This is a genomic window from Paenibacillus sp. URB8-2 (genome assembly GCF_013393385.1).
Classification (GTDB): domain Bacteria; phylum Bacillota; class Bacilli; order Paenibacillales; family Paenibacillaceae; genus Paenibacillus_AQ.
The window spans coordinates 1,338,259-1,364,353 of the sequence record NZ_AP023239.1; the positions used below are offsets into that span (position 1 = coordinate 1,338,259).

General features: G+C 49.8%; 26 protein-coding genes and 2 tRNA genes. 20 read left to right on the forward strand and 8 right to left on the reverse strand.

What is annotated here, in order from left to right; all coding sequences use genetic code 11:
• Positions 1 to 216: 216 nt before the first annotated feature.
• Together PUR_RS06240 and PUR_RS06245 are read left to right on the forward strand one after the other, a co-directional pair.
• A complete protein-coding gene (locus PUR_RS06240; protein WP_179034498.1) occupies positions 217 to 801 on the forward strand; it encodes a sigma-70 family RNA polymerase sigma factor in 585 nt (194 codons plus the stop codon).
• Complete coding sequence (locus PUR_RS06245; protein WP_179034499.1) at positions 791 to 1,567, forward strand: DUF3600 domain-containing protein; 777 nt, start codon at positions 791 to 793, stop codon at positions 1,565 to 1,567. The genes PUR_RS06240 and PUR_RS06245 overlap by 11 nt, the downstream gene beginning before the upstream one ends.
• An 88-nt stretch (positions 1,568 to 1,655) precedes the next feature.
• Here PUR_RS06245 and PUR_RS06250 read toward each other — a convergent pair whose 3' ends face one another.
• Positions 1,656 to 2,234 carry a TetR/AcrR family transcriptional regulator gene (locus PUR_RS06250; protein WP_179034500.1) on the reverse strand — a complete coding sequence of 193 codons (579 nt, stop codon included), beginning with the start codon at positions 2,232 to 2,234 and terminating at the stop codon, positions 1,656 to 1,658.
• Between the two features lie 166 nt (positions 2,235 to 2,400).
• Between PUR_RS06250 and PUR_RS06255 the strand changes: the two genes are divergently transcribed.
• The 7 genes from PUR_RS06255 to PUR_RS06285 all read left to right on the forward strand — a co-directional run bounded on the left by PUR_RS06255 (position 2,401) and on the right by PUR_RS06285 (position 11,447).
• Positions 2,401 to 3,636 carry an MFS transporter gene (locus PUR_RS06255; RefSeq protein ID WP_179034501.1) on the forward strand — a complete coding sequence of 412 codons (1,236 nt, stop codon included), beginning with the start codon at positions 2,401 to 2,403 and terminating at the stop codon, positions 3,634 to 3,636.
• 637 nt (positions 3,637 to 4,273) lie between these two features.
• A complete protein-coding gene (locus PUR_RS06260) occupies positions 4,274 to 5,158 on the forward strand; it encodes an Abi family protein (protein WP_179034502.1) in 885 nt (294 codons plus the stop codon).
• A 568-nt stretch (positions 5,159 to 5,726) separates the two neighbouring features.
• Positions 5,727 to 6,812, forward strand: a complete 1,086-nt coding sequence (locus tag PUR_RS06265; RefSeq protein ID WP_179034503.1) for an outer membrane lipoprotein-sorting protein — start codon at positions 5,727 to 5,729, stop codon at positions 6,810 to 6,812.
• 194 nt (positions 6,813 to 7,006) lie between these two features.
• Positions 7,007 to 8,209, forward strand: coding sequence for an alanine racemase (gene alr / locus PUR_RS06270; RefSeq protein ID WP_179034504.1), 1,203 nt, complete (start codon positions 7,007 to 7,009; stop codon positions 8,207 to 8,209).
• Between the two features lie 190 nt (positions 8,210 to 8,399).
• A complete protein-coding gene (locus tag PUR_RS06275; protein ID WP_025333624.1) occupies positions 8,400 to 8,681 on the forward strand; it encodes a CopG family ribbon-helix-helix protein in 282 nt (93 codons plus the stop codon).
• 3 nt (positions 8,682 to 8,684) lie between these two features.
• A complete protein-coding gene (locus PUR_RS06280) occupies positions 8,685 to 9,035 on the forward strand; it encodes a type II toxin-antitoxin system PemK/MazF family toxin (protein WP_025333625.1) in 351 nt (116 codons plus the stop codon).
• A 222-nt stretch (positions 9,036 to 9,257) separates the two neighbouring features.
• Positions 9,258 to 11,447 (forward strand): Tex family protein, encoded by a 2,190-nt coding sequence (locus PUR_RS06285; RefSeq protein ID WP_179037776.1) that lies wholly within the window; start codon positions 9,258 to 9,260, stop codon positions 11,445 to 11,447.
• A 156-nt stretch (positions 11,448 to 11,603) separates the two neighbouring features.
• On the opposite strand, the gene PUR_RS06290 is transcribed toward PUR_RS06285, so the two are convergent.
• Positions 11,604 to 12,581, reverse strand: a complete 978-nt coding sequence (locus PUR_RS06290) for an S-layer homology domain-containing protein (protein WP_179034505.1) — start codon at positions 12,579 to 12,581, stop codon at positions 11,604 to 11,606.
• 330 nt (positions 12,582 to 12,911) lie between these two features.
• On the opposite strand from PUR_RS06290, the gene rpiB reads away from it, so the two are divergent.
• Positions 12,912 to 13,382: a ribose 5-phosphate isomerase B gene (gene rpiB, locus PUR_RS06295; protein WP_179034506.1), complete on the forward strand. Its 471-nt coding sequence runs from the start codon at positions 12,912 to 12,914 to the stop codon at positions 13,380 to 13,382.
• Between the two features lie 164 nt (positions 13,383 to 13,546).
• Here the strand turns inward: rpiB and PUR_RS06300 are convergent, their stop codons facing one another.
• Positions 13,547 to 13,852, reverse strand: a complete 306-nt coding sequence (locus tag PUR_RS06300) for a hypothetical protein (protein ID WP_179034507.1) — start codon at positions 13,850 to 13,852, stop codon at positions 13,547 to 13,549.
• 164 nt (positions 13,853 to 14,016) lie between these two features.
• Between PUR_RS06300 and PUR_RS06305 the strand changes: the two genes are divergently transcribed.
• Complete coding sequence (locus PUR_RS06305; RefSeq protein ID WP_179034508.1) at positions 14,017 to 14,691, forward strand: DUF2642 domain-containing protein; 675 nt, start codon at positions 14,017 to 14,019, stop codon at positions 14,689 to 14,691.
• 113 nt (positions 14,692 to 14,804) lie between these two features.
• Here the strand turns inward: PUR_RS06305 and PUR_RS06310 are convergent, their stop codons facing one another.
• Positions 14,805 to 16,160, reverse strand: a complete 1,356-nt coding sequence (locus tag PUR_RS06310; protein WP_179034509.1) for an arsenic transporter — start codon at positions 16,158 to 16,160, stop codon at positions 14,805 to 14,807.
• Positions 16,161 to 16,445: 285 nt separating this feature from the next.
• Here PUR_RS06310 and PUR_RS06315 point away from each other — a divergent pair, with 285 nt between their 5' ends.
• The 3 genes from PUR_RS06315 (at position 16,446) to PUR_RS06325 (ending at position 20,142) form a co-directional block, all read left to right on the forward strand.
• Complete coding sequence (locus PUR_RS06315) at positions 16,446 to 17,192, forward strand: DeoR/GlpR family DNA-binding transcription regulator (RefSeq protein WP_179034510.1); 747 nt, start codon at positions 16,446 to 16,448, stop codon at positions 17,190 to 17,192.
• A gap of 3 nt (positions 17,193 to 17,195) precedes the next feature.
• Positions 17,196 to 18,107 carry a 1-phosphofructokinase gene (gene pfkB, locus PUR_RS06320; RefSeq protein WP_179034511.1) on the forward strand — a complete coding sequence of 304 codons (912 nt, stop codon included), beginning with the start codon at positions 17,196 to 17,198 and terminating at the stop codon, positions 18,105 to 18,107.
• A gap of 70 nt (positions 18,108 to 18,177) precedes the next feature.
• The gene (locus PUR_RS06325) at positions 18,178 to 20,142 is read left to right on the forward strand and encodes a PTS fructose transporter subunit IIABC (protein WP_179034512.1); all 1,965 of its coding nucleotides are present in this window, start codon (positions 18,178 to 18,180) and stop codon (positions 20,140 to 20,142) included.
• Positions 20,143 to 20,381: 239 nt separating this feature from the next.
• Here the strand turns inward: PUR_RS06325 and PUR_RS06330 are convergent, their stop codons facing one another.
• Positions 20,382 to 20,933: a CGNR zinc finger domain-containing protein gene (locus PUR_RS06330; protein ID WP_179034513.1), complete on the reverse strand. Its 552-nt coding sequence runs from the start codon at positions 20,931 to 20,933 to the stop codon at positions 20,382 to 20,384.
• A gap of 149 nt (positions 20,934 to 21,082) precedes the next feature.
• Here PUR_RS06330 and PUR_RS06335 point away from each other — a divergent pair, with 149 nt between their 5' ends.
• Complete coding sequence (locus tag PUR_RS06335; protein ID WP_179034514.1) at positions 21,083 to 21,577, forward strand: DinB family protein; 495 nt, start codon at positions 21,083 to 21,085, stop codon at positions 21,575 to 21,577.
• A 228-nt stretch (positions 21,578 to 21,805) separates the two neighbouring features.
• Here PUR_RS06335 and cmpA read toward each other — a convergent pair whose 3' ends face one another.
• Both cmpA and PUR_RS06345 read right to left on the reverse strand, forming a co-directional pair.
• A complete protein-coding gene (cmpA, locus tag PUR_RS06340) occupies positions 21,806 to 21,922 on the reverse strand; it encodes a cortex morphogenetic protein CmpA (RefSeq protein ID WP_090834029.1) in 117 nt (38 codons plus the stop codon).
• Between the two features lie 113 nt (positions 21,923 to 22,035).
• Entirely contained in the window at positions 22,036 to 22,392 is a 357-nt protein-coding gene (locus tag PUR_RS06345) for a hydrolase/acyltransferase (protein WP_179037777.1), read from the reverse strand.
• A gap of 124 nt (positions 22,393 to 22,516) precedes the next feature.
• On the opposite strand from PUR_RS06345, the gene PUR_RS06350 reads away from it, so the two are divergent.
• A complete protein-coding gene (locus tag PUR_RS06350) occupies positions 22,517 to 23,005 on the forward strand; it encodes a SprT family protein (RefSeq protein ID WP_179037778.1) in 489 nt (162 codons plus the stop codon).
• Between the two features lie 47 nt (positions 23,006 to 23,052).
• Here the strand turns inward: PUR_RS06350 and PUR_RS06355 are convergent, their stop codons facing one another.
• Positions 23,053 to 23,484 carry an Lrp/AsnC family transcriptional regulator gene (locus PUR_RS06355; protein WP_442953779.1) on the reverse strand — a complete coding sequence of 144 codons (432 nt, stop codon included), beginning with the start codon at positions 23,482 to 23,484 and terminating at the stop codon, positions 23,053 to 23,055.
• Between the two features lie 126 nt (positions 23,485 to 23,610).
• Here PUR_RS06355 and PUR_RS06360 point away from each other — a divergent pair, with 126 nt between their 5' ends.
• From PUR_RS06360 to PUR_RS06375, 4 genes are all read left to right on the forward strand, one after another.
• Positions 23,611 to 24,363, forward strand: a complete 753-nt coding sequence (locus tag PUR_RS06360; RefSeq protein ID WP_179034515.1) for an MBL fold metallo-hydrolase — start codon at positions 23,611 to 23,613, stop codon at positions 24,361 to 24,363.
• Between the two features lie 91 nt (positions 24,364 to 24,454).
• Positions 24,455 to 24,530 (forward strand) — tRNA-Asn (locus tag PUR_RS06365).
• A gap of 7 nt (positions 24,531 to 24,537) precedes the next feature.
• Positions 24,538 to 24,629, forward strand: a tRNA-Ser gene (locus PUR_RS06370).
• Positions 24,630 to 25,169: 540 nt separating this feature from the next.
• Entirely contained in the window at positions 25,170 to 26,075 is a 906-nt protein-coding gene (locus PUR_RS06375; protein ID WP_179037780.1) for a branched-chain amino acid ABC transporter permease, read from the forward strand.
• The last annotated feature ends 20 nt before the right edge of the window (positions 26,076 to 26,095 follow it).

The window sequence follows — 26,095 nt, forward strand, 5'->3', positions numbered from 1 at the left end:
CCACGCGAATAAAAGGGATTTTATCCCTCTTAATAGGAGCAATTCCTTTGAATAGGCCCTTTTCTCGGAAATAAGATGGAGCTTTTCCCGTTTGTTTCTCTGAATACGTCCCCGAGGGGAGGATAAACGGGAGCTTTTCCAGTCTAATTTCTAAAAAACGAACGAAATATCCGGTACTCTCCAATATAGAGTGTAAGACCGAAGGGGGAATGGCGGATGAACCATCCGAACGAAGAATCGCAGCTCGCAGCGCTTGTGCTTGCCGGCAGCCGTGAAGCGTACAGCCAGCTGTATGAGAGGACAATAACCGAGGTGTACCGAACCGTCCGTTTCCTCATTGGCGGGTCATCCGATACGGATGATGTCGTCCAGGAGATCTATATCCAGATGTACCGGTCGCTTGGGCAGTATGATGCGGCCCGGCCTTTCCGTCCGTGGCTGATGGGGGTGGCTATGCGACAGATCCGGGCTTACCGGAGAAAGAGGTGGAATCATATCCGCCTGATTAAAAAAGCGCAGCAGAGCGGAATGATCGCGGATCACGATTTTTCAGGGGAGGTGGCTGACAAATTATCGTACCGCCCCCTGATCGCAAGCGTGGAACGCCTTCCGTACAAGCTGAAGCAGGTCGTGATTCTGCATTACTTGAACGAGTACAATCAGGAGGAAATTGCGGATGCACTCGGCATCCCTCTCGGAACGGTAAAGTCCCGTATTCACGCCGCTTTAAAGAAGCTGCGCAGCAAGCGGAGCAGCGAGATTTTGCATATGGGAAAGGTGGAGGACTTGCATGAAGCTTGAGGAAGAGCTGCGGGAGGCATTGCGGGAAGAAACCAGAGGCTGGGCCGCTCCGCCGGAACTGAAGGACAGGTTGTTCAATCACCAATCAATGAAACCGGGGGGAAGAAGAATGAAAAAATGGATTGCGGCAGGCATTCTGGCGGCCGTGCTGCTCGTTCCTACGGGAGCCTATGCCGGATATCATTATCTGGCGGACTCCATTTACAGCTCGCATGAGCAGATGGAGCAGTTTGGCGGAACACGGGAGCAATATGACCATCTTGAGGAGAAGCTGCAAGCGGCGAAACAGAGCTTTGAGCCGCAGGAGTTCGCGAAGCTGATGTCCCTGCTTAAAAAATTGGTCGATTATAACCTGCAAGTGGCCGATGACAAAGGAGTGCTGCATCCCGAGCGGCTTAGCCCGGAAGATCAGGAAGCCTATAAGAAGCTTAACGCGGAGCTGGAGCCTTATTTTGCGAAGCTGAATGCGGGGGGAGACTCGAAGGGAAGCGCGAAGGGAAGCGCGAAGGAAACCGGGCAACGGGCGGACAACGCAGTGTCATGGAAAGAGGTGCTTGCCACTGGAGAGAAAAACCTCAGCAGCCAGGATTTTGCCAAAGTGAAAGAAATCATCGGCGAAATTCAAAAACTGCAAGCCCAAGTGGCCCGGCCGGACGGCAGTTATCGCGCGTTTACGGCCCAAGAAGGTGAGCATCTAAAAGAACTGATCCGGCAGCTGGAGCCCTATCAAGATCAAATGGGAATTATGCTGAAGCCGGCATCCTGAATTCCCCCCGCGTAATTTGTTCTTATCCATAAACGTTGCCCATGCAGCCTGCAATCAGTTAGGCACATGGGCTTTTTACTGCTTACGTTTAGCGTGATTTGATCCCCTCGAATGCATAGGTGATTAATTTTTTTATAATCGTTTCTTCCAGATTTTCGCCGGTGACTAACAATCTATAAAAGATCGGTCCGTACAAGAGATCAATACTTAATGGGATATCCAGGTCTTCTATCAGTTCGCCCCGCTGGGCTCCCCGCTCCAGAAGCTGCCGCGCCTCAAGCCGCCGAGGATGGAAAAATTCCGCCCGGTAGGCTTCAGCCAGCCCCGAATCAAATTGTCCCTCGCCAATTAGCTCGGTTATGACTTTGCCTTCTCGGCTTGTCAGAAACTTGGCTAAATTAGTGGAATGAATGAGAATATCACTGAATACCGATCCGGTATCGGGTATAGGCAGCCTTGCGGAAGCGGCAAATAGGAAGCCGGCCATGACAACGGCAGCCTTATTCGGCCACCACTTATAAATTGTGGCTTTGCTGACCTTGGCCCGTTCTGCAATTTTTTCAACCGTTACGGCACCGAAGCCTGTTTCGAGCAGCAAGTCATAAGAGGCGTTGAGAATAGCCTTCTCGGCTTCGATATTACGTGGACGTCCTCTTTTTGTATTCATGGAAATTCCTCCTCATTAAAAATTCCATCAAGCATTGCCCAAGATATACTGTACGTATATTATACAAAATATTTATGGGTTGGAAAAACTATTTACAATACTGAACGTTCAGTATATTATATAGGTGTGGATTATAAAACCGTCTAACCATTAAGGAGGAATTAGGATGAATCATTCGCAGTCTGAAGTTAAACGTGTGCCGAACTGGATCATGCTTCTGCTGGCCATATCGTGTGGCCTTATCGTTGCCAATCTTTATTATGCTCAACCTTTGGTGGGACCCATCAGCGCAGCTACGGGTTTGTCGCCCGGCGCAGCGGGATTAATTGTAACGTTGACTCAAATCGGTTATGTATTGGGATTGCTGTTCATCGTTCCGCTTAGTGATCTTATCGAAAATCGGCGTTTGGCGGTTTCCGCATTGATCGTCGTCGTGTGTGGTCTGATTGCAGCGGCGCTGGCGACGAACGCATCGATTTTTCTGGCGGCGTCTTTATTTATCGGACTTGGATCTGTGACAGCGCAAATTCTCGTTCCTTATGCCGCTTATCTGGCATCGGAAGAGCAGCGCGGCCGTGTCGTAGGCAATGTAATGAGCGGACTGCTGCTGGGGATTATGTTCGCCCGTCCAGCGGCAAGCTTTCTGGCCGACCTCTTTGGATGGAAATTTATATTTTGGCTGTCGGCTGGAATCATTGCCTTGCTGACCCTTCTTCTGTCTCGCGCACTTCCTGAGCGCAAGCCCGCGCCAACTTTAAAGTATATGGAATTGATAGGCTCATTGGGAGCTCTGTTTAGAGGAACGCCTGTTTTGCGCCGCAGAGCCTTTTATCAAGCTTTTTTATTTGGCTCCTTCAGTCTTTTTTGGACCGTTGTCCCGCTGCGGTTATCCGAATATTTTCATTTGTCGCAGCAAGGAATTGCCTTATTTGCCCTGGCCGGTGTGGCTGGAGCTGTAGCTGCGCCTATCGCCGGGAGACTGGCTGACCGGGGCTGGACCCGAATGCTGACCGGTCTGGCTATAACGATTGCCGCTGTATCTCTTTTACTCGCGTATCTGGTCCGTGGCAATTCTGCCGTGTCTCTGGCATTGCTGCTTCTTGCCGCGATCGTGCTGGATATGGGAGTTTCCGGAAATCTCGTGCTGGGGCAGCGTGCGATCTATTCCTTGGGCAGTGAGTCCAGAGGGCGTCTGAATGGCCTGTTTATGGCTATATTCTTTGTCGGGGGGGCATTAGGCTCCTTCTTGGGGGGCTGGTCTTATGCTTATGGCGGATGGTCCTCGGCAGCCTTGTTGGGCTTCCTGATGCCGGTTCTGGCCCTGCTGTACTTTTTTACGGAACAAAAGCAGCCGGAGGCTGCGCTGGTTAACCATGGCGGCGGAACCGTCGCCAATAAATAAACACCCTCAGATGTCCGTGTTGAAAGCATTCTATGTTGGGATTTATCAAAGTATAGTGGATATGTTACCCCCACGCGGATCGTTGTGTACAGAAGCGTCAGCCCCATAATATAAGAATTAGACTCTACTCAAAAAATAGAAACAGCGGCAGCCTTACGGGAAAATAAAGTCCTTGACTGCCGCCGTTTTATTGAACTATCGTTACCCGTTAGCGTAATGATCCGCCTCATTAATTAATCCAGGTGAATTGGCTAATTACTAGTCAAAATTGATAATAATAAGTGATTTTGGGGCTATTTCTTTTAATCATTAAAGTAATCTATGGAAAATCATCTACCGATCTCCCAATAGCCCCAACAATCTTGATAAATATCCTCAATCTTATGCTTGGGTTCACCGCTTGTTCCTAGTCATATAAGTTGGGCTCACAGAGATGCCCAACTGGACGAAATCAGGTTTTTAGCTCACCAGTTCTTTGCGAGTTCGCAGTTTAAGAATCAGTGTTGTTGCTTATAGTCAACAAATCGTTGACTATAAGCAACATTCCAGGGTATAATATAAACAAGAGATCTCGCCCGCACGTTGCTTCGGCAAGTGGAACAGGGCGAGACATTTTTTGTATATGGGGGTTTTTTTATTGTCCGAACCACGAATCTTAAAAAAACCAACTACTTTTCGTGAACAACTAGATATACTAATTGATAGAGGAATGGTAGTTGAAGATGAAACTAAAGCATTGACCATTCTTCAAAGAATTAATTATTACAGGTTCACTGCATATACTCTCACTTTCAAGAAAGATGATAAATTTTTTTCTGATACTACGTTTGATAAAATCTACAATCATTATCAATTTGACACTAAATTCCGAAATCTTTTGATGGAAATAATAGAATACATAGAAATTTCATTTAGAACTCAGATTTCTAACTTGATCGCAATAAAATATGGAAGTCTAGGGCACGAAAACAAAGATAATTTTAGAATTGAACAATTTCATACATCATTTATGGAAGAACTGCAGAGGCTTATTGATAAATCCAAACGCGAGCTTGCTATTGCTCATTATCGCGAAAACTATGAAGGTCAGTATCCGATTTGGGTGGTAAGTGAAATTATTACGTTTGGTATCATTTCAAAACTTTATAAAAACATGAAGACAGCAGACCAGAAAAATATAGCTCGTACATATTATCTGCAAGTGGATTATAGAGATCTGGACAACTGGTTAGAAGTACTAACGATTGTTAGGAATCGATGTGCCCATTACAGCAGATTATTTAATTATAAGATGCCTAAAATCATAAAATATCATAAGGATGAAACAGCCGATCTTAGAAATAATCTGATTTTCGGAATTATATATAATTCAAAATTTTTAGTAACTGATCGAGATACTTGGAGAAGTTGGGTTACGAAACTGGAAAGCTTGATTAGTGAATATACAGAAGTAGATATTCGATTAATGGGTTTTCCGGAAAAATGGCATTCTCTACTTATAGATCAGAGCAGAAGAAAATAAAAACTAGACCCATTAGGGTCTTTCTTTTGCCATCTTCATTAGCGGTGACAAAGAATTACGAGCATATCCTCGAAGTTGCAGTTCCTTTTAATCCGTATTTCTGGATGTTTATATTTATTATTAGTTAACGAATTTCATGCAATGATGACAGTAATTATCAATAGACTAAAAAGGACCCTCATGTGTCAATGTCTTGTTAAACTATCCTGCCCGTCAGCTTAACGTCACTGCCAGATTAAAACTTTATTTTCTCGAAACACATACTCGATCGCCCAGCAAGTCCGTTCCACTTCATTTCGTATTACAGAAAGCCTCCAGGTGTGGAACATTAAGTGAGTACTTTCATAATATGTATTTTGCCAGAATAGCAAGAAACCACCTTCAAAAACGGTCAGTGATCGAGGTCCTTCATCATTAAAAGTCCGCGTCTGACGCGGGCTTTTTGCTGAAATGTCCACTCCTTCTGACCTCACCTCCACGCTTGTCACGCCCGTCTGCATATTGCGGTCAAGTCCCTCATAGACATGTACTAGTCAATGCATTCAAAACAGGTTAAGGGGATGATGTCATGCGCCGGATTGCATGGGTACTAGCGGTCATTATGAGCGTTACCCTGATCATGACGGGGTGCGGAAAGAAGGACTCCGCGTCCGTGGTCAAGGATTTGAACGACGTGGCCGACAAGCTGGAGAGCAAGACAGGAGCTTATCAGGGGGCGGGCACGATGACCCTGTATACCGGAGAGCAGCCTCAGGAGTACAAGGTTGAGGTATGGTATAAAAATCCGTCGTACTACCGGATCAGTCTGGCCAACGTGCAGAAGAACATTACGCAGATCGTGCTGCGCAACGATGAAGGCGTGTTCGTGCTGACGCCGAGCCTCGGCAAGAGCTTCCGGTTCCAGAGCGACTGGCCGGACAATCAGGGGCAGGTCTACCTGTACCAGACGCTGGTCAAAGGCATCGTCGCCGACGACAACCGCCAGTTTGTGGCTGACAAGGACAGCTACATATTCGACGTAGCGGCCAATTATCAGAGCAGCGCCTTGGTGCGCCAGAAGATTTGGTTGAACAAAAAGACATATGAGCCCAAAGAGGTACAGGTTTCGGACTCCGAAGCCAAGGTCGTGGTAGATGTGAAATTCGACAAGTTCACCTTCAATCCCGAGTTCACCGCCGATTCTTTCGATATGCAAAAGAATATGGCTTCCCAGGGAGCTTCGGAAAATACGGTGGCCCAGGTCGATGAGAACGGCAATCCGCTGCCGGCAGCAGAAACCCAAGAGGGGACGCAGGCTCAGGCCAGCGCGGAGCTCGGCGATTTCGGCATCATCGAGCCGGGCTACACTCCGGAGGGTGTGAAGTTCAAGGATTCCAATAAAGTCGAGAACAGCGATGACCATGCAGTGCTTCTGCGGTACAACGGAATTTACCAATACACCATCATGGAATCGCGTCCGCTGGATCAAGCTGTGTCGCTTGCGCCGGGAACGGGCGTTGATCTTGGCTTTACACTCGGTCTTCTGACCGGGGATGAGCAGCAGACTCTGACCTGGATGAGCGACGGACTTCAGTACCGGATTACAAGCGCGAACCTTCCTCTTAGTGAAATGATGGAAATCGCCGCGTCTATGCAGGATCAAGCGGGTAAATAATTAGTTGTAGGCGGATACTGCTTATTGTGGGATGATTTCCTCTACAATGTAGTATCCGTTTTGCTTTCATTCGGTGAACGTCAAACCCTTGCTTACATTGACAGTCCCTTCCGTTAGCATTACCATTACGAATAAGAAAGAGATCAATGCAATCCATGACAGACTGCTTATCACAAACGAGAAGGTGACTGGAAGTGCAAGAAAGCTATCGACCGACCGTAGCCGAGATTGATTTGGACGCTTTACGTGCCAATTACGAGAGCTTCCGGCGGCATTTGCCGGCGGGAGTGAAGTTTATGGCATGCGTCAAAGGAAATGCTTACGGTCATGGGGCAGTGGAAGTGACGCGGGAACTGGAACGTCTGGGCGCGGATTATGTCAGTGTGGCTTTTCTGGACGAGGCGATTGAGCTTCGTCAGGCGGGAATACTCCTGCCGATTCTGGTGCTCGGCTATACGCCGCCGGAAGCCATTGCCGCCGCCTGGGAGAACGACGTAACCGTGACGCTTTTTACCCCCGAAGTGCTGGAGGCGGTATCGAAGCTTCCCTTGAAAGACAGCCGGAAGCTGAAGGCGCACATCAAGATCGACAGCGGCATGGGCCGACTCGGACTTCTTCCGGCCGAAGCGCCGCGGTTCATTGAAGAGGCGCAGCACGTCCGGCAGTTAGAATTGGAGGGGATGTTTACCCATTTTGCCAAAGCGGATGAAGCAGACAAAAGCTATACACTGGAGCAGTACCGACGGTTCATGAGCGTGACGGAAGCGCTTCGGGAAAGACAGATCCATATCCCGATCATACATACGGGCAATAGCGCTACGGCCATTGATACCCCGCATTTATCTCCGAACATGGTTCGTGTGGGCGTCAGCATATACGGATTCTACCCGTCGACCGAGGTTAACCGGCAGCAGGTCAAGCTGTACCCGGTCATGACGCTGAAGACGAAGGCTGTCTATGTAAAAAGCCTGCCGGAGAGCTGGGGCATCAGCTACGGCACCCGCTACCGCGCCGAAAGCGACGAATATATCGCCACGCTGCCCATAGGGTACGCAGACGGATATTCCCGCATGCTGAGCGGTAAGGCAGAGGTGTTAATACGCGGCCGCCGCGTTCCTGTCGTCGGAACCATCTGCATGGACCAGTGTATGGTATCGCTCAAATCTTTCGCCAATGAGGCGGAACAAATCAAAGCCGGCGAAGAGGTTGTACTCATCGGCCGTCAGGCTGGCGTCTCCATTACGGCAGACGAGCTGGCTCTCCATCTTGGAACGATACACTACGAGGTGACCTGCATGCTGGCCCATCGGGTGCCGCGCGTCTATATTCGCGAAGGCTCGGCTCCCCGCCTGGTAAATGCCTTACTGCAAACCGGAAGCCCCAATCCTGTAGGTTAGCGGGGAATATCAAGGAATATGAATTCGTGGACAATGATATGACTTATGGTCTATACGAACCGCCGTTTCTAGTTTATAATTGGATGCAGCATACTTGATATACTGACGGCATATATTCCTTGTATAAAATTCCTTGCATAATGCTACACTGGAATACAAGGGCAGAAGGTTTGTGGGGGTGGAAGAGAAGTTGGCCAATTTGCAAAACACCAAAAGAATCATGATCAGCTTGCCCGATCATCTCTTGCAGGAGGTGGACGGAATTGTCCAGATGGAGAATTCCAACCGCAGTGAATTGATCCGGCAGGCCATGAAGCTGTATCTCAGCGAACGGAGGAAGCGTTCCATACGGGAGTCCATGCAGCGTGGATACATGGAAATGGCCAAGATCAACTTGACCATGGCATGCGAAGCGTTCTTAGCCGAGGAAGATGCAGACAGCACTCTTGGCCGCTTAGTAAGCGGGGTGTAAATATTGATCGTAAAACGCGGCGACGTTTTTTTTGCCGACCTTTCGCCAGTAGTGGGTTCGGAGCAGGGCGGAGTAAGGCCCGTTCTTGTCATTCAGAACGATATTGGCAATCGCTTCAGTCCTACGGTAATTGTCGCGGCAATTACCGCACAAATTCAAAAGGCCAAGCTGCCTACTCATGTAGAGATTGAAGCGGCGTCCCATGGCTTTGACCGGGATTCCGTCATTCTGCTGGAGCAGGTTCGGACGATCGACAAGCAGCGCTTAACGGATAAGATCACCCACCTGGATGACGAAACGATGAAAAAGGTGGATGACTCGCTGCAGATCAGCTTGGGTCTGATTGATTTTTAAGCAGAATAGGCCTAGCCATTTCATAGAAAATGTTAGGAAGGCTCACCGTGGTTTGCGGTGAGCCTTTTTGGCGGTCTGCCCGGCCGTTTGGAGCCGGTTAGACGTATTCAAGCTCCCGGCTTACCCAGGGAGGGACAGGCTGGAACGTCTTCGGGCAAATATGATACTATTTGACGTAACGGATTTATGATTTGAGGAGGAAGCTCATTGATCGAACAGGATATGAATACCGTTTCGGAGGAAACGGCGCGCCGGGAGCGGCAAACGATGATCGGCCAGATCGCCAAGGAGCTCGGCCTGTCGGAGAAGCAGGTAGGGACAACGGCGGGACTGCTGGACGAGGGCAATACGATTCCGTTCATCGCCCGGTACCGCAAGGAGATGACCGGAGAGCTGGACGAGAACGCGCTTCGGGATATCGAGGAACGGCTCGGCTATTTACGCTCTCTCGGCGAACGCAAACGCGAAGTCATCCGCATCATCGAGGAGCAGGGCAAGCTGACGGAGGAGCTGCGGGAGCAAATAACAAAAGCGGTCAAGCTTCAGGAAGTGGAAGACCTGTACCGGCCGTACCGCCAGAAGCGCAAGACCCGGGCGAGCGTCGCGAAGGAGAAAGGGCTTGAGCCGCTGGCCGACTGGATCATGGAGCAGCGGCGCGGCGGAAACCCGGAAGCGGAGGCGGGCAAATATATCGACGCCGCCAAAGGCGTGGAGTCGGCCGAGCAGGCCCTTCAGGGCGCGCAGGATATTATTGCCGAAGCGATAGCCGACGACGCGGCAGTCCGTTCCTGGGTGCGCCAGTTTACGGCCTCACAGGGCATTCTCGTCTCCGAAGCGAAAGACAAGGAGCAGGAATCCGTATACGAGAATTATTACAGCTACCGCGAGCCGGTTCACAAAATGCCGCCGCACCGCATTCTTGCCATTAACCGCGGGGAACGGGAGAACGTGCTGAAGGTGGGCATTGAGGTAGATGCAGCGCGTATTCATGCGCATATCACGCGCAAGCTGGTCAAGGGCCCGTCACCGGTCAAGGACCTGCTGGAAGCCGTAGCCGAGGATGCCTATAAGCGGCTTATCGCTCCCTCGGTAGAGCGCGAAGTGCGCGGGGAGATGACCGAGAAAGGCGAGAATCAAGCCATTTCGATCTTCTCCGGCAACCTGCGGAGCCTGCTGCTCCAGCCGCCGGTCAAGGGACGCCGCGTGCTCGGCGTCGACCCCGCCTACCGCACCGGCTGCAAGCTGGCGGTCGTCGATGAGACCGGCAAGCTGCTGGAGGTGGCGGTAACCTACCCGACGCCGCCGCATAACAAGAAGCGCGAGGCGGCGGAGAAGTTCAAGGAGCTGATCGCCAAGTACGGCATTCAGCTCATCGTCATCGGCAACGGCACCGGCTCGCGGGAGACGGAGCAGTTCACCGCCGAGGTCATTGCCGACATCGGCGACCAAGGGCTGGCCTACCTCATCGTCAATGAGGCCGGGGCCAGCGTGTACTCCGCCTCCAAGCTGGCGCAGGAGGAGTTCCCGGACCTCGATGTGGCCGAGCGCAGCGCCGCATCCATTGCCCGCCGCGTGCAGGACCCGCTCGCGGAGCTGGTCAAGATCGAACCGAAGGCGATCGGAGTCGGGCAATACCAGCATGATGTGTCGCAGAAGCATCTGGACGAGAGCCTTAAGGCGGTGGTGGAATCGGCGGTTAACCATGTCGGCGTCGACGTGAATACCGCTTCTCCGTCGCTGCTCTCCTACGTGGCGGGCATCAACTCGACCATCGCCAAGAATATTGTCAAATACCGCGAAGAGAACGGCAGTTTCAAGAACCGCAAACAGCTGCAAAAGGTGCCGCGTCTCGGCGCAAAATCCTACGAACAGTGCATCGGCTTCCTGCGCATTCCGGAGGGCGAGAATACGCTCGACCGCACGCCGATTCATCCCGAGTCGTATGCCGTGGTCAGCAGCCTGTTTCAGGAGCTGGGACTTACGCTGTCGCAAATCGGCAGCAAAGAGCTGGTGCCGGTGCTCTCGGCTCAGAACCCCGAGGAACTGGCCGCGAATCTGGATGTCGGAGTGCCCACGCTGCGCGACATCCTCGAAAGCCTCCAGCGCCCCGGGCGAGATCCCCGCGAGGAGCTGCCGCCGCCGATCTTCCGCACCGATGTGCTGAAGATTGAGGATTTGGCGCCCGGCATGGAGCTGCAGGGCACGGTGCGCAACGTCATCGACTTTGGCGCCTTCGTCGATATCGGCATCAAGAATGACGGGCTGGTGCATATCTCCCAGCTCAGTTCAAGCTTTGTCAAGCATCCGATGGACGTTGTGTCCGTCGGCGACAATGTGACCGTCTGGGTGCTCAGCGTCGATCTGAAGAAAGGCCGGGTCAGCCTGACCATGCGCCCGCCGCGCGGCGAATAAACAAACCTCCAAACGCTCCCGGTCCAACCTGAAAGCAGGTTCGGACCGGGAAGCGGTCTGGAGGTTTTTTTGGTTTCTGCCGTTTACTGCCGGGAAAAATCCCGTCCCAAGAAGCCGGTGCAACCGCAGCCTCCACACATTGTCTGGCGCGGCGCCCTAGAACTGCGGGTTATCCGGCTCCGGCGGCGTATACGAACCGGGCAGCGGCTTCGCGCTTGCCGTATAGCCTTCCGGCAGATAAGCGACAGCTGTCGCTTTGGATATAACCTGCGGATACATGCCCGGCCCCGGCTTGGTGATTTCATAGTAAATGACAGCCTTTTTCCCATCGCCAAAGTCGATTCTCGCAATCGTCAGGCCGTAACCCGGATTTGGCAGATTGCCGACTGTAACCGATACTTTGTTCACGCCGTCTGCCGCTTTTTCCACTTTGATGTCTGCGCCCTGGCTTGTACTTGAGGAATCGTCTCCACCGACCGTTCCCAGCATGCGCTGGACGTAGGCTCTTGCATCATGAACCCAAGCGGCCGCCTCCGAGCGGGTAACGGCGTCATTCGGGCGAAACTTGCCCCCCGTTTCCAGTGAAAGGATACGCATATTAAGGAGCGTCTGGAGACTGCCGTCCACCTCAGCGCTCAGTTTGCCGCCGTCGGCGATATTGAAATACATCTCCGTTACAGGAAAATCACCCTTGGCTTTCAGCGCTTCATCCAGCAGCTGTGCGAACTTGGCGCGGGTAACCGCAGCGTTCGGGTCAGTGGCCTTATCCAGCGAGAGGCTGTTCTGAACCGCTATCAGAAAAGATGAGGCATACCAGGACTTGTCGTCGATCTTGGCAAAATAATCGCTTGCGTTGGAAGGACTGCCTGCCGCCGGATTTTGTTCAAGCGCAAGCCCGTGGACGAGAAGCTGGATGGCTTGGCCGTATGTCATTTTGGACTTGGGAGCAAAAAGTTGACTGGTCACTCCATTGATCACCCCGGCTTCATGCAGTGCGTTGATTTTGGTCTCCGCCGGATCTCCTTTAAGGTCGGAAAAAGCGAACACCGACGCTCCAAAAGATACCGAGGCGGCCAAAATGCCGCATGCTATGGTCATTTTTTTGACGCTGTGCATAAATGTCTGTCTGTTCATAATTATCACCTCTTAACCTTCTAGATGCCCGATTGCGCCAAAAAGTTGCAGGCAGATCTAGGTTTGTCCAAAAACAGCCCCCGGCAGTCCCGCCGTAAATCGCGGAATACCGGGGGCCTGAACGGACCGCACAGGGCTGACTAGTATGCGTTCCATGCTAAAAACATGATTTGACCACTTTTACTTAATACCCCTTGGGTTCAAGATGAAACCGGGAGGGAGGGGAGGGACACGGAAGAAAAGCTGCTGGAAATCTTAGTAATGAAGCGATAAGATAGAGAAGCTGAATAGTATATCGTTGAAAATCAATGAATTGGAGGCGTTTCATAAATGAAGATTGCGGTTGCATGCGATCATGCAGGTTTGTCCTTAAAAGAAGAAGTAAAGGCTTATCTGACCAGTCAAGGGCATGAGGTTCTCGATTTCGGAACGAACAATGAGGAAGCTTGCGATTTGCCCGATTATATCTATCCTGCGTCTTTGGCGGTGGCTGAGGGGAAAGCGGACCGCGGAATTTTCGTTGACGGGGTAGGCTATGGAAGCGCGATGATTGCCAATAAAATTTACGGCGTATATGCTGCGGTATGTCAGGACCCGTTCTGCGCGGAATTGGCGCGGTCCCATTCCAATACCAATGTGCTGTGCATCGGCGGGAAAATCATCGGCTCGGCGATTGCACTCGAAACCGTAAAGGTGTGGATGACGACCGAACATCTGGGCGGCGTTGAGAAGTACAAGCGGCGCGTGGACAAGGTGATTGAAATATCCGAGAAGCATCTGAAGAAGTTGTCCGAAATATAAGAGGCTGGGAATTCTGCCGGCATTCTTTGCCTTTAGGGATTTACTGCTGTCCTCGCATTAATTATGGTGAACTCAAAAATATCGCATTTCTCCTGAAAATGATCAGGTGAGTGCGATATTTTTGTGTAATTAGTATTTTCGTCAGGACTCTCTTTGACTATGGGTTATACAAGATTGATATTTGAGAAATTAGGAATGATAATTAACCGGCCTTTTCCCCGTTCCCCGTTGTCCGGAACGAAGATCCCTACCGTTTGAATATTACTAACTTCCACTGCAAAATCAGTATGCGGCCCAACATCAAACGTAAGGGAAGGTGCATTGAATCGCGTAATAATAAGCTGAACCGCCACCTCTTTGCTTTCGTTTTTCAACTGCACCAATGCATTAACTCCAGGGGGGATTTCTTCTATAAAATAACCCTGCCCAACGCCAGCACGCTGTTCGAAATGCAAATCTACATGTTTCATACTTTTGACTCCCTTCCAATGTAATAATACATATTATTCCTTTCTCTGAAGTTGCGACTAGTTGTTCGACTATTATTTAATAAGTAGTTAAAACAACCAAAACCTTTACCTATAAAGTACATATAGTTACATTAACCTCATCTGAAATGAAGGAGAGATGTCGCATGAACTTGCTGAAGGATCTATTAGGCAAACAAGTTATTGCAATGGTTTCGGGAGTACTCCAGCCTTTAGAAGGATCCTTGATAGATTTTGGCCCGGATGTTGTTATCATTAATAATGGAGTCAAATACTTGTACATCCCGGCTGCCCACATTAGATTTTTAATGCACAATACAGAAGCTGTCTTCGAACCGGATGATATTCCCCAATCCCTGCCTTCCAGTCATGAAACAACCATCTCACTTCGGCCGCTTTTGGAGAATAGCAAGGGTATTTTCACAGAAATTTATATTACTGGAGTCCATGTACTTCATGGTTATATTCAGAACATACTGGACGATTATATCCTCTTCTATTCTCCTGTTTTTGATACCGTACTCGTTCATATGAAACATCTTAAATATTTGATCCCCTATCCTCTCGAAGTTGTCCCTTACTCTTTGGAGAAAGATAAGCTCCTGACCCATATTTCTGCTGTATCGACAGAACCTAACTTCATTCAGCAGCTTGAAAAAATGGAGGGGAATTTCATTGCGATGGATATGGTTAACGACCCTCAGAAGGTCGGATTATTAAAAAAAGTTCAGGCTCCTATGTTTGAGCTTGTCGCTCCAAATGGTGAAAGTATATTTGCACTGATAGACCATATTCAGACAGTGAACTACCCAAGAAAATAAACTGCGCCAAGAAAACAAACTTCAACCGTTCATGCTGCTGTATGAACGGTTGAAGCTCTTCGGTAACGTACGGATGCCGCATTGTGCATGAACGGCTCTTCTTCGCTCCAGTATTAAGAAAAAATCAGTTGAACCCAATAGTATAATAGAAACAAGGTTACAATGGTTGTTAATGGGACAACGATCAACGTAACATGTAAATAATCTTTCCATTTAATTTTAATCTTCTTTTGTCTAAGGATATGCATCCAAATAAGAGAGGCAAGTGTTCCAATAGGAAATAGCAAGGAACCTATGTCGCTTCCTATAATATTGGCAAGATAGATGGTTTTTAATGTGATAGGATCAAGCTTCATTTCTGTTAAAGTAATGGTTCCGATCATCAAAGCGGGATGGTTGTTAAAAACGTTAGACAGAATGGAAACCAATCCGCCCATAATCAAGCTTGCTTGCAGTAATCCTTGAGCTACAATTGGAGTACATATTCTTACCAGTACTGTTGTCAGTCCGGTATTATGAAGTCCGTAAATAATAACGTACATAGAGAAGGCGAAGACCAGAATGTGCCACGGTATTTTCTTTAGTATATCGACAGGATTCGTGCCGAGTTGGTACCATCTCCATGAAAGTAAACAGGTTGAACCCAATACGGCAACCCATTCAATTGGAATGGAGAAGAAAGATGCAACAAAGAGGAGACAACGCATTGCTAAAACAAACAGTAATATTTTCAACATAAAAAGGGTTCGTTTCTTCTTGGTTTCTACGGAAATTTTCCCCTTTAACGGATGGAAATTTGTAGTGAAAAATTGTTCCTCTAAGTCATAGGCTGCAGCTGGCAATGTCTCTGGCAGTTTCTTTTTTACTACAAGAAATATTAGAAACGACATAAACAATAATCCCAGAGTCGCAGGTATAAACATCATTGCTGTATACATAAATAGGCTCATATTAACAATTTTCAACGCGATTAAATTAACAATATTACTTACCCCGATAGGAGCACTGGAAGCTGTTGCGATTAAAGCTCCGCTTAATAGATACGGAATCATTTGATGTGGTTTTAGCCGCAGATTTTTTAGCAATAATATTAATATGGGGGTTGTAATCAGGATGCTTCCGTCATTATTAAATAAAAAGGTCATTAAAAAGCATAATATTTGAATGTACCAATATAAGCGATAGCCGGAGCCTTTAGACATAGTGGCTAGCCTTACAGCGGCCCAGTTGAAAAATCCGAAACTTTCCAAGATGACCGCCATGATAATCGTCGCCATAATGGTAACAGACGCCCCTCCAATTTTATGGATGATATCTGCAACATCATTACCAGAAACGATTCCTGTAAGTAATATTAGTCCGGCCCCAATGGATGCTGGCCAAGCTTCATTTATACCTCCAGGTCTCCAGAAAATAGCTAGCATAGTCATAAGGAAAACAAAGCTAGTAAATCCGATGTCGAATGTCATAACTCCCCTCCTTCATGCCTTATAAAATAAGGCAACGCTGCATTTCCTATTCTCTATATTTATATTCACAGCGAATTAGTAGGGTCTGGTTAATAAACCAAACCTTTGAATATGTACTTTTTTAAACTGTGGTTGGATGAGGAACACCTACTTCACAAAAAAAGTAAGCGTTCACAAAATTGCAATATTTGCCTAAAAATTTTGAAGGTTTTTGAGGGAATATGAATAATAATGATTGTTTTTTGCTGAGGATATGTTACTATATGGTCAGTTGGAGGAATGTAAATGCTTACGGAAGAACGCTGCGGATTGATAATACAGCGCTTACAAGAGAAGGGCGTCGTCAAGATACAGGAGCTTATGGATTTGCTCGAAGCTTCGGAATCGACGGTACGGCGGGATTTAATCGATCTTGAGAGCCGTAATTTGCTGAAGAGGGTACATGGCGGAGCATGTTTGCTGCCTCATAAAAGCCAGGAACCCGGCATGGATGAAAAAACATTCAAAAACATTCAGCCCAAAAATATCATCGCCCGGTTGGCCGCCAGCGAACTGCTCGATGGTGAATGTATTTATCTGGATGCGGGAACAACTACGTTAGCCATGATTCCCCACATTAATGCCAAGGGCGTAACCGTCGTGACCAACGGCTTGTCGCATGTCGAAGCACTTGTAAGTAAGCGTATACCGAGTTATCTTCTCGGCGGCATGATGAAGAGCCACACCAAAGCCGTTATCGGAAGCATCGCACTTCAAAACATGGACAATTTTCGTTTCGATAAATGCTTTTTGGGTACAAATGGCGTAGATGCGGAGTGGGGATATACGACACCTGACCCTGAGGAAGCGCTGATTAAGAGACGGGCCCATCAGTTATCCGGCAAAACTTACGTGCTTGCGGACTCCAGCAAATTCGGCGAGGTTGCTTTTGCCAAACTGTTCGATTTGTACGAGGCTACCGTGATCACGGATGCCGTTCCGGAATGGCTTCGCCAATCCATTGCAAGTAAAACCAAAATAATTGAGGGATGAACGATGATCTATACTGTGACGCTTAACCCTTCCATCGATTACATCGTGGAGGTTGAAGACCTGAAGCTTGGCGACTTGAACCGGATGAAGCGTGATTTGAAGCTTCCCGGCGGCAAAGGAATTAACGTATCCCGTGTGCTTGACCAGCTTGGGGTAGGGAATACGGCTCTGGGCTTTCTTGGAGGATTTACCGGCAGGTATATCGCGGACAAATTGCGTGAAGACTCGATCCAAAGCGATTTCGTATTCGTGGCGGATGATACCCGTATTAACATCAAGCTTAAACATGGAGACGAGACGGAGATTAACGGACTGGGGCCGGTCATTCGTGACGAGGAAGCCCAGCAGCTGCTGGATAAACTGTCCCATTTGCAGGAGAACGACATTGTCATTTTGTCCGGAAGCGCGCCTCCTTCTCTGGGAGGAGATTTCTATCAGAAGCTGATCCAGGCATGCGGGCAGTCCGGAGCGGAATTCGTCATCGACACCACCGGCAAGGCGCTGATGGACGCGCTGGTTCACAAACCGCTGCTGGTCAAACCGAATCATCATGAACTCGCCGAACTGTACGGTGTTACGATTCACTCTGTGGAAGAGATCGTCACTTACGGCCGCAAGCTCCTGGAAGAGGGCGCAAAGAATGTGCTGATTTCCATGGCAGGCGAGGGAGCTTTGCTTATTACCAAAAATGAGGTGTACCGCGCTACTGTACCGTCCGGGACGGTGAAGAATTCCGTAGGCGCGGGCGATTCGATGATAGCCGGATTTGTCGGCACACTGTTCCTTACGGGAAATCCGATTGAAGCTTTCCGCACGGGAGTCGCGTCGGGAAGCGCTACCGCATTTTCGGATGACCTGGCAACAAAGGAGGAGATCGAGCGGCTGCGTCCGCAGGTTGAGATTATAACCCTTTAATATGCAGGATCGTCAAAATGACAAAACGTGCAATACGTTCATTTATGAATTTACGGGGAGTTGAACTTAAATGAAAATTACAGATCTGATGATTAAAGAGACCATGGTCATGGACCTGAAAGCTACAACCAAGGAAGCTGCGATCGATGAACTGATTGCCAGCCTTGCCGAAAGCGGCCGCATCAACGATCAAGTGTTGTTTAAGGAAATGATTTTGAAGCGCGAAGGAGAGTCCAGCACCGGTATCGGCGGCGGGATTGCCATGCCACACGCGAAGACCAAAGCGGTCAATGAACCGACTGTCGTATTTGCCAAAAGCGCCAAAGGCGTGGACTACGATACTCTGGACGGAGAGCCGGCGCATCTGTTCTTCATGATCGCCGCTCCTGAAGGCGCGGGCAACACGCACCTGCGTACGCTTGCCGCTCTTTCCCGGCTGCTGATCGATGCCGAATTCATCGACGAGCTGAAGAATACCCGGACACCGGATGAAGTGACGGCGCTCTTCGACGCCAAGCAGGCACAGCAGGAAGCGGCCAAACAAGCGGAAGAGGCCAAAAAAGCCCAAGCCGAACAACCGTCTGCAGCCGGAATGATCGTAGGCAACCCGAGCAACTTGGAAGCGTTTGTAGTCGCAGTTACCGCGTGTCCTACAGGCATTGCCCATACGTTCATGGCCGAAGACGCTCTTAAGAAGAAGGCCAAAGAACTCGGAATCAATATCCGCGTGGAAACCAACGGTTCCGAGGGTGCGAAGAATGTGTTGACTCCCGACGAAATCCGGCGGGCAAGCGGTGTTATCGTAGCCGCCGACAAACAGGTGGAAATGGCCCGCTTTGACGGCAAACCGCTGCTGCAAAGACCGGTAAGCGACGGTATCCGCAAGTCGGAAGAGCTGATCCGCAAAGCGGCGGCCGGTGATGCTCCGATTTACCGCAACGACGGCAAGGCCGCTTCGGATGCGCCATCCGCGGGCAAGACCAGCGTCGGCAGCAAGATTTATAAAGATTTGATGAACGGCATCTCCCACATGCTGCCGTTTGTAGTCGGCGGAGGCATTTTGCTCGCAATCTCTTTCTTGTTTGAGCAAGTTGCAAGCGTAGATAATCCGATTGTCAAGCTTCTGCAGACCATCGGCGGCGGTGACGGAGCGTTCCACTTCCTGATTCCGATCCTGGCCGGCTTCATCGCAATGAGCATCGGTGACCGCCCGGCGCTGATGCCAGGTATGGTCGGCGGCTTTATGGCCGCAAGTTCCAATGCCGGTTTCCTTGGCGGTCTTGCCGCCGGTTTCCTGGCCGGTTATATCGTTATCGGCCTGCGCAAAGTGTTCGCCGGTCTGCCTAAGACGCTCGACGGTCTCAAACCGATTCTGCTGTACCCGGTATTCGGTCTTCTCGTTACCGGCGCCATTATGTTCTACCTGTTCGATCCGGTCTTTAGCTGGATCAATGCAGGTCTTATCAGCGGTCTGAACAACCTCGGAACCGGCAACGCCATTCTGCTTGGGCTGATTCTCGGCGGAATGATGGCAATTGACATGGGCGGTCCCTTCAATAAAGCGGCTTACACGTTTGCTATTGGCGTCTTCACATCCAGCGGCAATACGAACGGTCTGATGATGGCGGCTGTTATGGCCGGCGGTATGGTTCCTCCGCTTGCGATCGCATTGGCAACCACGTTCTTCAAGAATAAATTCACGGAAGATGAGCGCAAATCCGGTGTCACGAACTATGTGCTTGGCCTGTCCTTCATTACCGAGGGCGCAATCCCGTTTGCGGCTGCTGACCCAATGCGCGTTCTGACTTCCTGTATCCTGGGTTCGGCTGTTGCCGGAGGATTGACTCAGCTGTGGCATATTAATATTCCGGCTCCGCACGGCGGCATTTTTGTAGCGGCGCTTGCAAACAACGCCCTGCTGTTCCTGCTGTCGGTTGCGATCGGTTCGGTTATCTCCGCTCTGGTGTTCGGATTGTGGAAGAAACCGCTCGAAGTGAAGCAAGTCGAAGTAAAAGCTGAACGCTCTATCGTTTAACATAGGATCAGAATGAGGGAATTGGCTCTATAAAATAACAACGGCCTGGAGATCCAGGCCGTTTTTTCGTGGAAATATCAGAAAGTATAAGCTTCGCGCTTATCCTTAACCTGATATTTTTACGAGAAACGGATGCCTTCCTCTTCCAGAGGACGGCGAAGCCGTTTCTTCTTAGCTGTATTAATTGACGGTTCCGTTAGGTGGATTCGCCACGCCATGTTTTGGAATAGGCCCATTTCTTACTGCTCCGCTTTCTTCCGGGCCCGGAACCTTCGGACCTTCATCAGGTTGCCGCAGGCTTTATCGTCGCAGTAGCGCTTGGAACGGTTGCGCGTATCGTCATAGTAGACCCAAAGACAGTCGGGATTGTCGCATATGCGAAATCTCGACTCTTCTTTTTCCGCCAGAGCCGAGGCAAAAGAGGCGGCGATTTCCGCCATCACCTGCTCCCAATCGGCCCGCAGCGGCAGCAGCGCCACCTTAATCCGTCCTTCTTCGTCCGTAGCCGCCCGCCGCATCACAGGTCCAGCAGCCATGTAGGGGTTCAAGCGCTCCGGCAGCAGAGCAGGCTCTTTCCCATCCACAATTTCCCGGACCGCATCAAAAAGACAGCCGCGCAGCTTCTTGAGCTCATGCAATTGTGCGGAGTCCGGGTCGGGGATGGCAGGCAGTCCATGGGCGGAAAGCCAGGACGTAAGCCACTCTGAATCTTCCAGACGGTCCCGGTCTTTGGTCTTGTCTCCGGTTCTCCAATCCCGCCAGTAGCTGTTAATAAAATCATCCCACAGCATAATCTATCCTTCCTTTCATACAGTTACATTGTAACAGTTAAAACTAAGTTTTGCTAGTTACTTGAACTGCGATCCATATTATGCTACATTTTTGATGTAACCATTGTTATCGTTATAGATAGTTACAATGCACATTGAGGAGGCTTTACATGCAAAACAAAATTAGTGAGGTTCTGCTCCAAAACTGGGATTATGCGATGGATCAGGAGGACTGGGCGCCGCCGCTGAGGGATGCGCTGGATGGCGTTAACAGCGAACAGGCGCTATGGAAGCCGCAGGGAGAAGCCGCCAACTCGATTTGGGAGACGGTCAATCATCTCACTTATTATAAGGACCGGCTGCTGCGGAAGCTGAAGGGTCTGCCCAAGCTGCCAAATTTGGAGAGCAACGACGCTACGTTTACGGTGTCGGAAAGCGGTGAAGAAGCTTGGGGGCAGGCTGTTTCCCGCCTCAAAAAAACCCATGCCGATCTGCGTGAAGTTATCGAGGCGCTGGGGGAAGGTGCGTACGATTGGGGAGGCTCGGGGCATGCTCCCGGAGAGGAGGTCATGAGCCTTATCCTGCATGATGCCTATCATACGGGACAAATTGTGCTGGTCCGCAAGCTGCAGGGCTCCTGGCCGTCCAAACGAAGCTTCGGTTAGACAACCAAGTAGGCCGCCTATATTATTATTTTCTTCGGATTTCTGTATTTCCTGGTCCGATATGTATTCCCGAAATTCTGATTGCTTCCTTAAGCTGGGCAAAACAAAATCCATCCCTTTAGAGAAGAGATGGATCTGATCTGAATTTAGGGCATTCATAAGGCTTGCCGGCACGGCAAACCGGTAACGGCTCTTAGACAGCTCGGCGCCAAACCGGACGGACTGAGCTTAACGCTTGACTGCGGAATCCCGGTAGAAGAACCAGCATTCGTTCAGCAGCTTGATTTGTCGCCGGTCTTTTTTGTAATAAGCTTTCATCAGCTGATGGCTGAGCCACTGCGGCAAGGGAACCCCTCCTCTGCGTGCTTAGGTATGTTAACATATGTGAGGAGTTGGGCAATGGTGCGCCTCAAGCCGAAGATGAATGCTGCCGCGTTCCGGCTGCCGGGAAGTCTTTTTCACAATATAAGATTTTCTTCTTCATACCACTGCTCAAGCTGCGCCTGCAGCGCCCGGATTTCCGTCAGCAGGGAAATAAGCGGATAGTTCTGCTCCTGAATGGAGGCGAAAGCCCGCTCCAGCCGGTTGATATAATCGAGTCCGGATTCCAGCGAATACTGCTCGCGAAGCAGCTCCAGGGAATCGCATTCAGCCACCGCAAGCGGCAGATCGGGCACATTCTCGGCCGTCAGCTTGTCGATCTCCTTATTCAGTCTAAGATTGAGCGCACTGAGCTGATACGCGTAATCCTCCGGCATTTCCACGAATTGAAGCTCCTGATTTTGCTGCAAAATTACATACCGCATTTTCGGCATAGTCATTCTCCCTCCGTCCTTGTCTTCCTTCTTGAAGTGTAGCGTATGCGCAAGTTACAATTCAAGTACAGATTGCAGCAAGCGCCGAGCGCGTTAAAGAAACGGAGCCGCCAAAATCATGAGCATGACCAACGAAGAACTGCAGCGCTGGATTGAGCGGGTGTCGCGGGAAAGCTTCGGATTGCCTTTTCGCCATAAAGCGTCGTTTAACGGCAGGCTGTCCTCCACGGGAGGACGCTATTTTATGAAGAGTCATAACATAGAGATCAATCCCCACCAGCTTGCGGCGTACGGACCAGAAGAAACGGAGAAGATCATCAAGCATGAACTCTGCCACTACCATCTCCATCTGGCAAAAAGAGGGTACCGGCACCGCGACGCCGACTTCAAGGCGCTGCTCGCCCGGGTGGGAGGAAGCCGGTACTGTCAGAACCTTCCCGGAGCGAAGGCGAGAAAGCCGCTGCCTTACCGCTACAAGCTTATTTGCAAGCAGTGCAGCACGGAGTATCTCCGCAAGCGCAAGGTGAATCCGCAGCGCTACCGCTGCGGGAATTGCGCCGGACCGCTCCAGCTTGCGGCTATTGAAGGTGCCGAGCCTAAAGGGAAGCAATAGGGGAGGGAGCAGGAACCGTCAGTCGACAGGCGAGTTAACGCCGCTGCCTATTTGATCTGGCCGATGGCGAGGCTTACCTTATAGTTGCCATACTTGAGCAGCCGGTCGAGCAGAGCGTTAAGCCGTTCCGGACTTTGCGTGCGCGCCCTCATCCAATAACAGCCCTCGCCGCTGACACGGTGAGCCTCTTCAATCTCTTCCTCGGCTTCAACGAACTGCAGGAATGTCCGGTGGGCGCCGCCTGAATTTAAGAATACGGTTATCAAGGCGTGTACGTGAAGTCCCAGCTTTTCCGGATTCCAACCGACCGAATATCCCGTAATGACGCCCAGTTCCCGCAGCCTGCGAATACGCGCCCCCACAGCCTGCCCCGTCATATGAACCGTCATGCCGATCTCCTTATGGCTAAGTGTGGAGTCGTGTATCAGCTGCCGCAGAATGAGCAGATCGGTCTCGTCTATATGCTCTTGGCCCATCATCAATGAATTCCTTTCTGTATGAAAATAAATCCGGATTAATCCTTTCACCGGATGATGTACTCCAAACCATGAGGAAAATTATACTTAATTGTAGCAGAACTCATGGAAAAGAAGGAGTGCATCCCTATGAAGCTTCAATTGATAAGAAATGCGTCACTTTGGCTGGAATACGGGGGATCGACCTTTTTGATCGATCCGATGCTCGGTGGACAAGGCTCATATCCGCCGATCATGAAAAGTGGCAATGACCGGAGAAATCCGCTCGTCGATCTTCCCGGCCCGGTGGGAGGGTGGCTAAAACCGGACGCCGTAATCGTGACCCATCTTCACAATGACCATTGGGACCCCGCGGCGGCGTCTCTGCTTCCCAAAGACGTCCCGCTGTTCTGCCAGCACGAGGACGGGGAAGCGGTCGCTTCTCAAGGCTTTACCGCAGCAGTTTCTATTGAGCATGAGGCGGAATTCCGGGGTGTGAGGGTGACTCGGACCGGAGGGAGACATGGCACCGGAATCATCGGACGGCAGATGGGCCCGGTATCCGGCTTTGTATTCCGTGCGCCTGATGAGCCTGTGCTCTATGTCGCCGGAGATACGATCTGGTGCGAAGAGGTGCGGGAGGCGCTTGACTCGCATCGGCCGGAAGTTGCAGTCGTAAATGCGGGCGAAGCGAGGTTTGCTGTTGGGTGTCCCATTACCATGAGCGAACAAGATATCGTGCATTTATGCGGCCATGCTCCCGGAACGAAAGTGGTAGCCGTCCACATGGATGCGATTAACCACTGTCTGCTAACCAGGGATAAACTTCGGGAAAGGCTCGAACAGAAAGGGTTGCTCGGCGGCGTGCTCATTCCATCGGACGGAGAGCAGCTTCATTTTTAAGCAGCCTTCGTAAGCGATTTCCCAGGTTTTCCCCCGCTCTTGACTGTAGTGTGAAATCGTGATAAATTATGTCTTGTTCACATTAAAATGTTCCCTGATAGCTCAGTTGGTAGAGCACTCGACTGTTAATCGAGTTGTCACAGGTTCGAGTCCTGTTCGGGGAGCCATTTTCTTGGAGAGATACCCAAGTGGCTATAAGGGGACCCTCTGCTAAGGGGTTAGACTGCGTAAGCGGTGCGAGGGTTCGAATCCCTCTCTCTCCGCCATATTTCATCTGAAATGTGCGGCTGTTTTAAACTTGGCAGGTTTGATGAACACGATACATATATAATAGAAGAAAGAGTTCCCGAGAGGGGGCTTTTTTTGTTCTCAAGCGGCTTTCAAGCATAACGAGAGAAGAATCAAGCATATTTCACCTTTTTTAAAGGAAGGGTCATCGAAAAATGTGATGAATTAACTCTTTAATAATTTGAAGGAATAGTGCTTTAAAGAGAGAAATGTTATATTAAATGCTACAAAATAAAGCTTTATATTCGTTTAGGGAAAAAATTCCACGTTCGGCCCACATTGATTTATCTCCGTTTTTCTCCATAATGCTCTGCTTTTCTAATAAATTGTTACACTATATAACACAAAGTTTACATTTAAAGTTGCCAAACATCACATTGAATTTCGAAATTTCTTGGAATGCACCAAAATCTTAGTGACGAAAAAAAGGACATATGTTAATATAGGTAACATCATTAAAAAGAAAGAATGTAAGAGAGAAGAGGGATTGACGATGAAAAAGGGAAAAGGGGATGGCGATGGAGTATTTTATTCAACAGTTAATTAACGGGATTTCCGTAGGCAGCATTTATGCGCTGATCGCCTTGGGTTATACCATGGTTTACGGGATCATCAAGCTGATCAACTTTGCACATGGGGATGTGTTTATGGTTGGTTCGTTTATTGGACTGTTCAGTGCCAGATATCTGGCATCGGCCGGCCTTCCTCCGGTTTTGGTTCTCATAATATCTCTGATTTTTTCCATGACGGTCAGTGCGCTGCTTGGCATCACAATTGAACGTTTGGCCTATAAGCCGCTGCGTAAATCCACACGGATTGCTGCGCTGATTACGGCAATCGGCGTATCCTTTTTGCTGGAATATACCGGAGTGCTCGTGCTTGGACCGCAAGCTCAAGGTTTCCCGGACATTCTGGCGAAGAAGCAGTACCAATTGTTCGGTACTTCTATCCAGGTGGAATCGAACCAGGTCATGATTTTGATTACAACGATTATTCTGATGATTATTTTGCAATACATCGTACGTTATACCAAGACCGGCAAAGCGATGCGGGCGGTATCGTTCGATATGGAAGCGGCGCGTTTGATGGGGATCAACGTAGACCGTACCATTTCGGCAACCTTCGCCATCGGATCGGCGCTTGCGGCAGCGGCCGGCGTGATTTTCGGCATGACTTACAACTCTGTTGATCCGCTGATGGGCGTTATGCCGGGGCTGAAAGCTTTCGTCGCTGCAGTGCTTGGAGGCATCGGAAGCATTCCGGGTGCGCTTGTAGGCGGCCTGCTGTTAGGAACGGTAGAGACAGAAATTTCCTCGCTCGGATATTCCTCCTGGCGTGACGGCGTAGCCTTTGCCGTACTGATCCTGATCCTTATCTTTAAACCATCCGGGCTGTTCGGCAAGAATGTCCGGGAGAAAGTGTAGGAGGGAAACGGTGTGAAAAA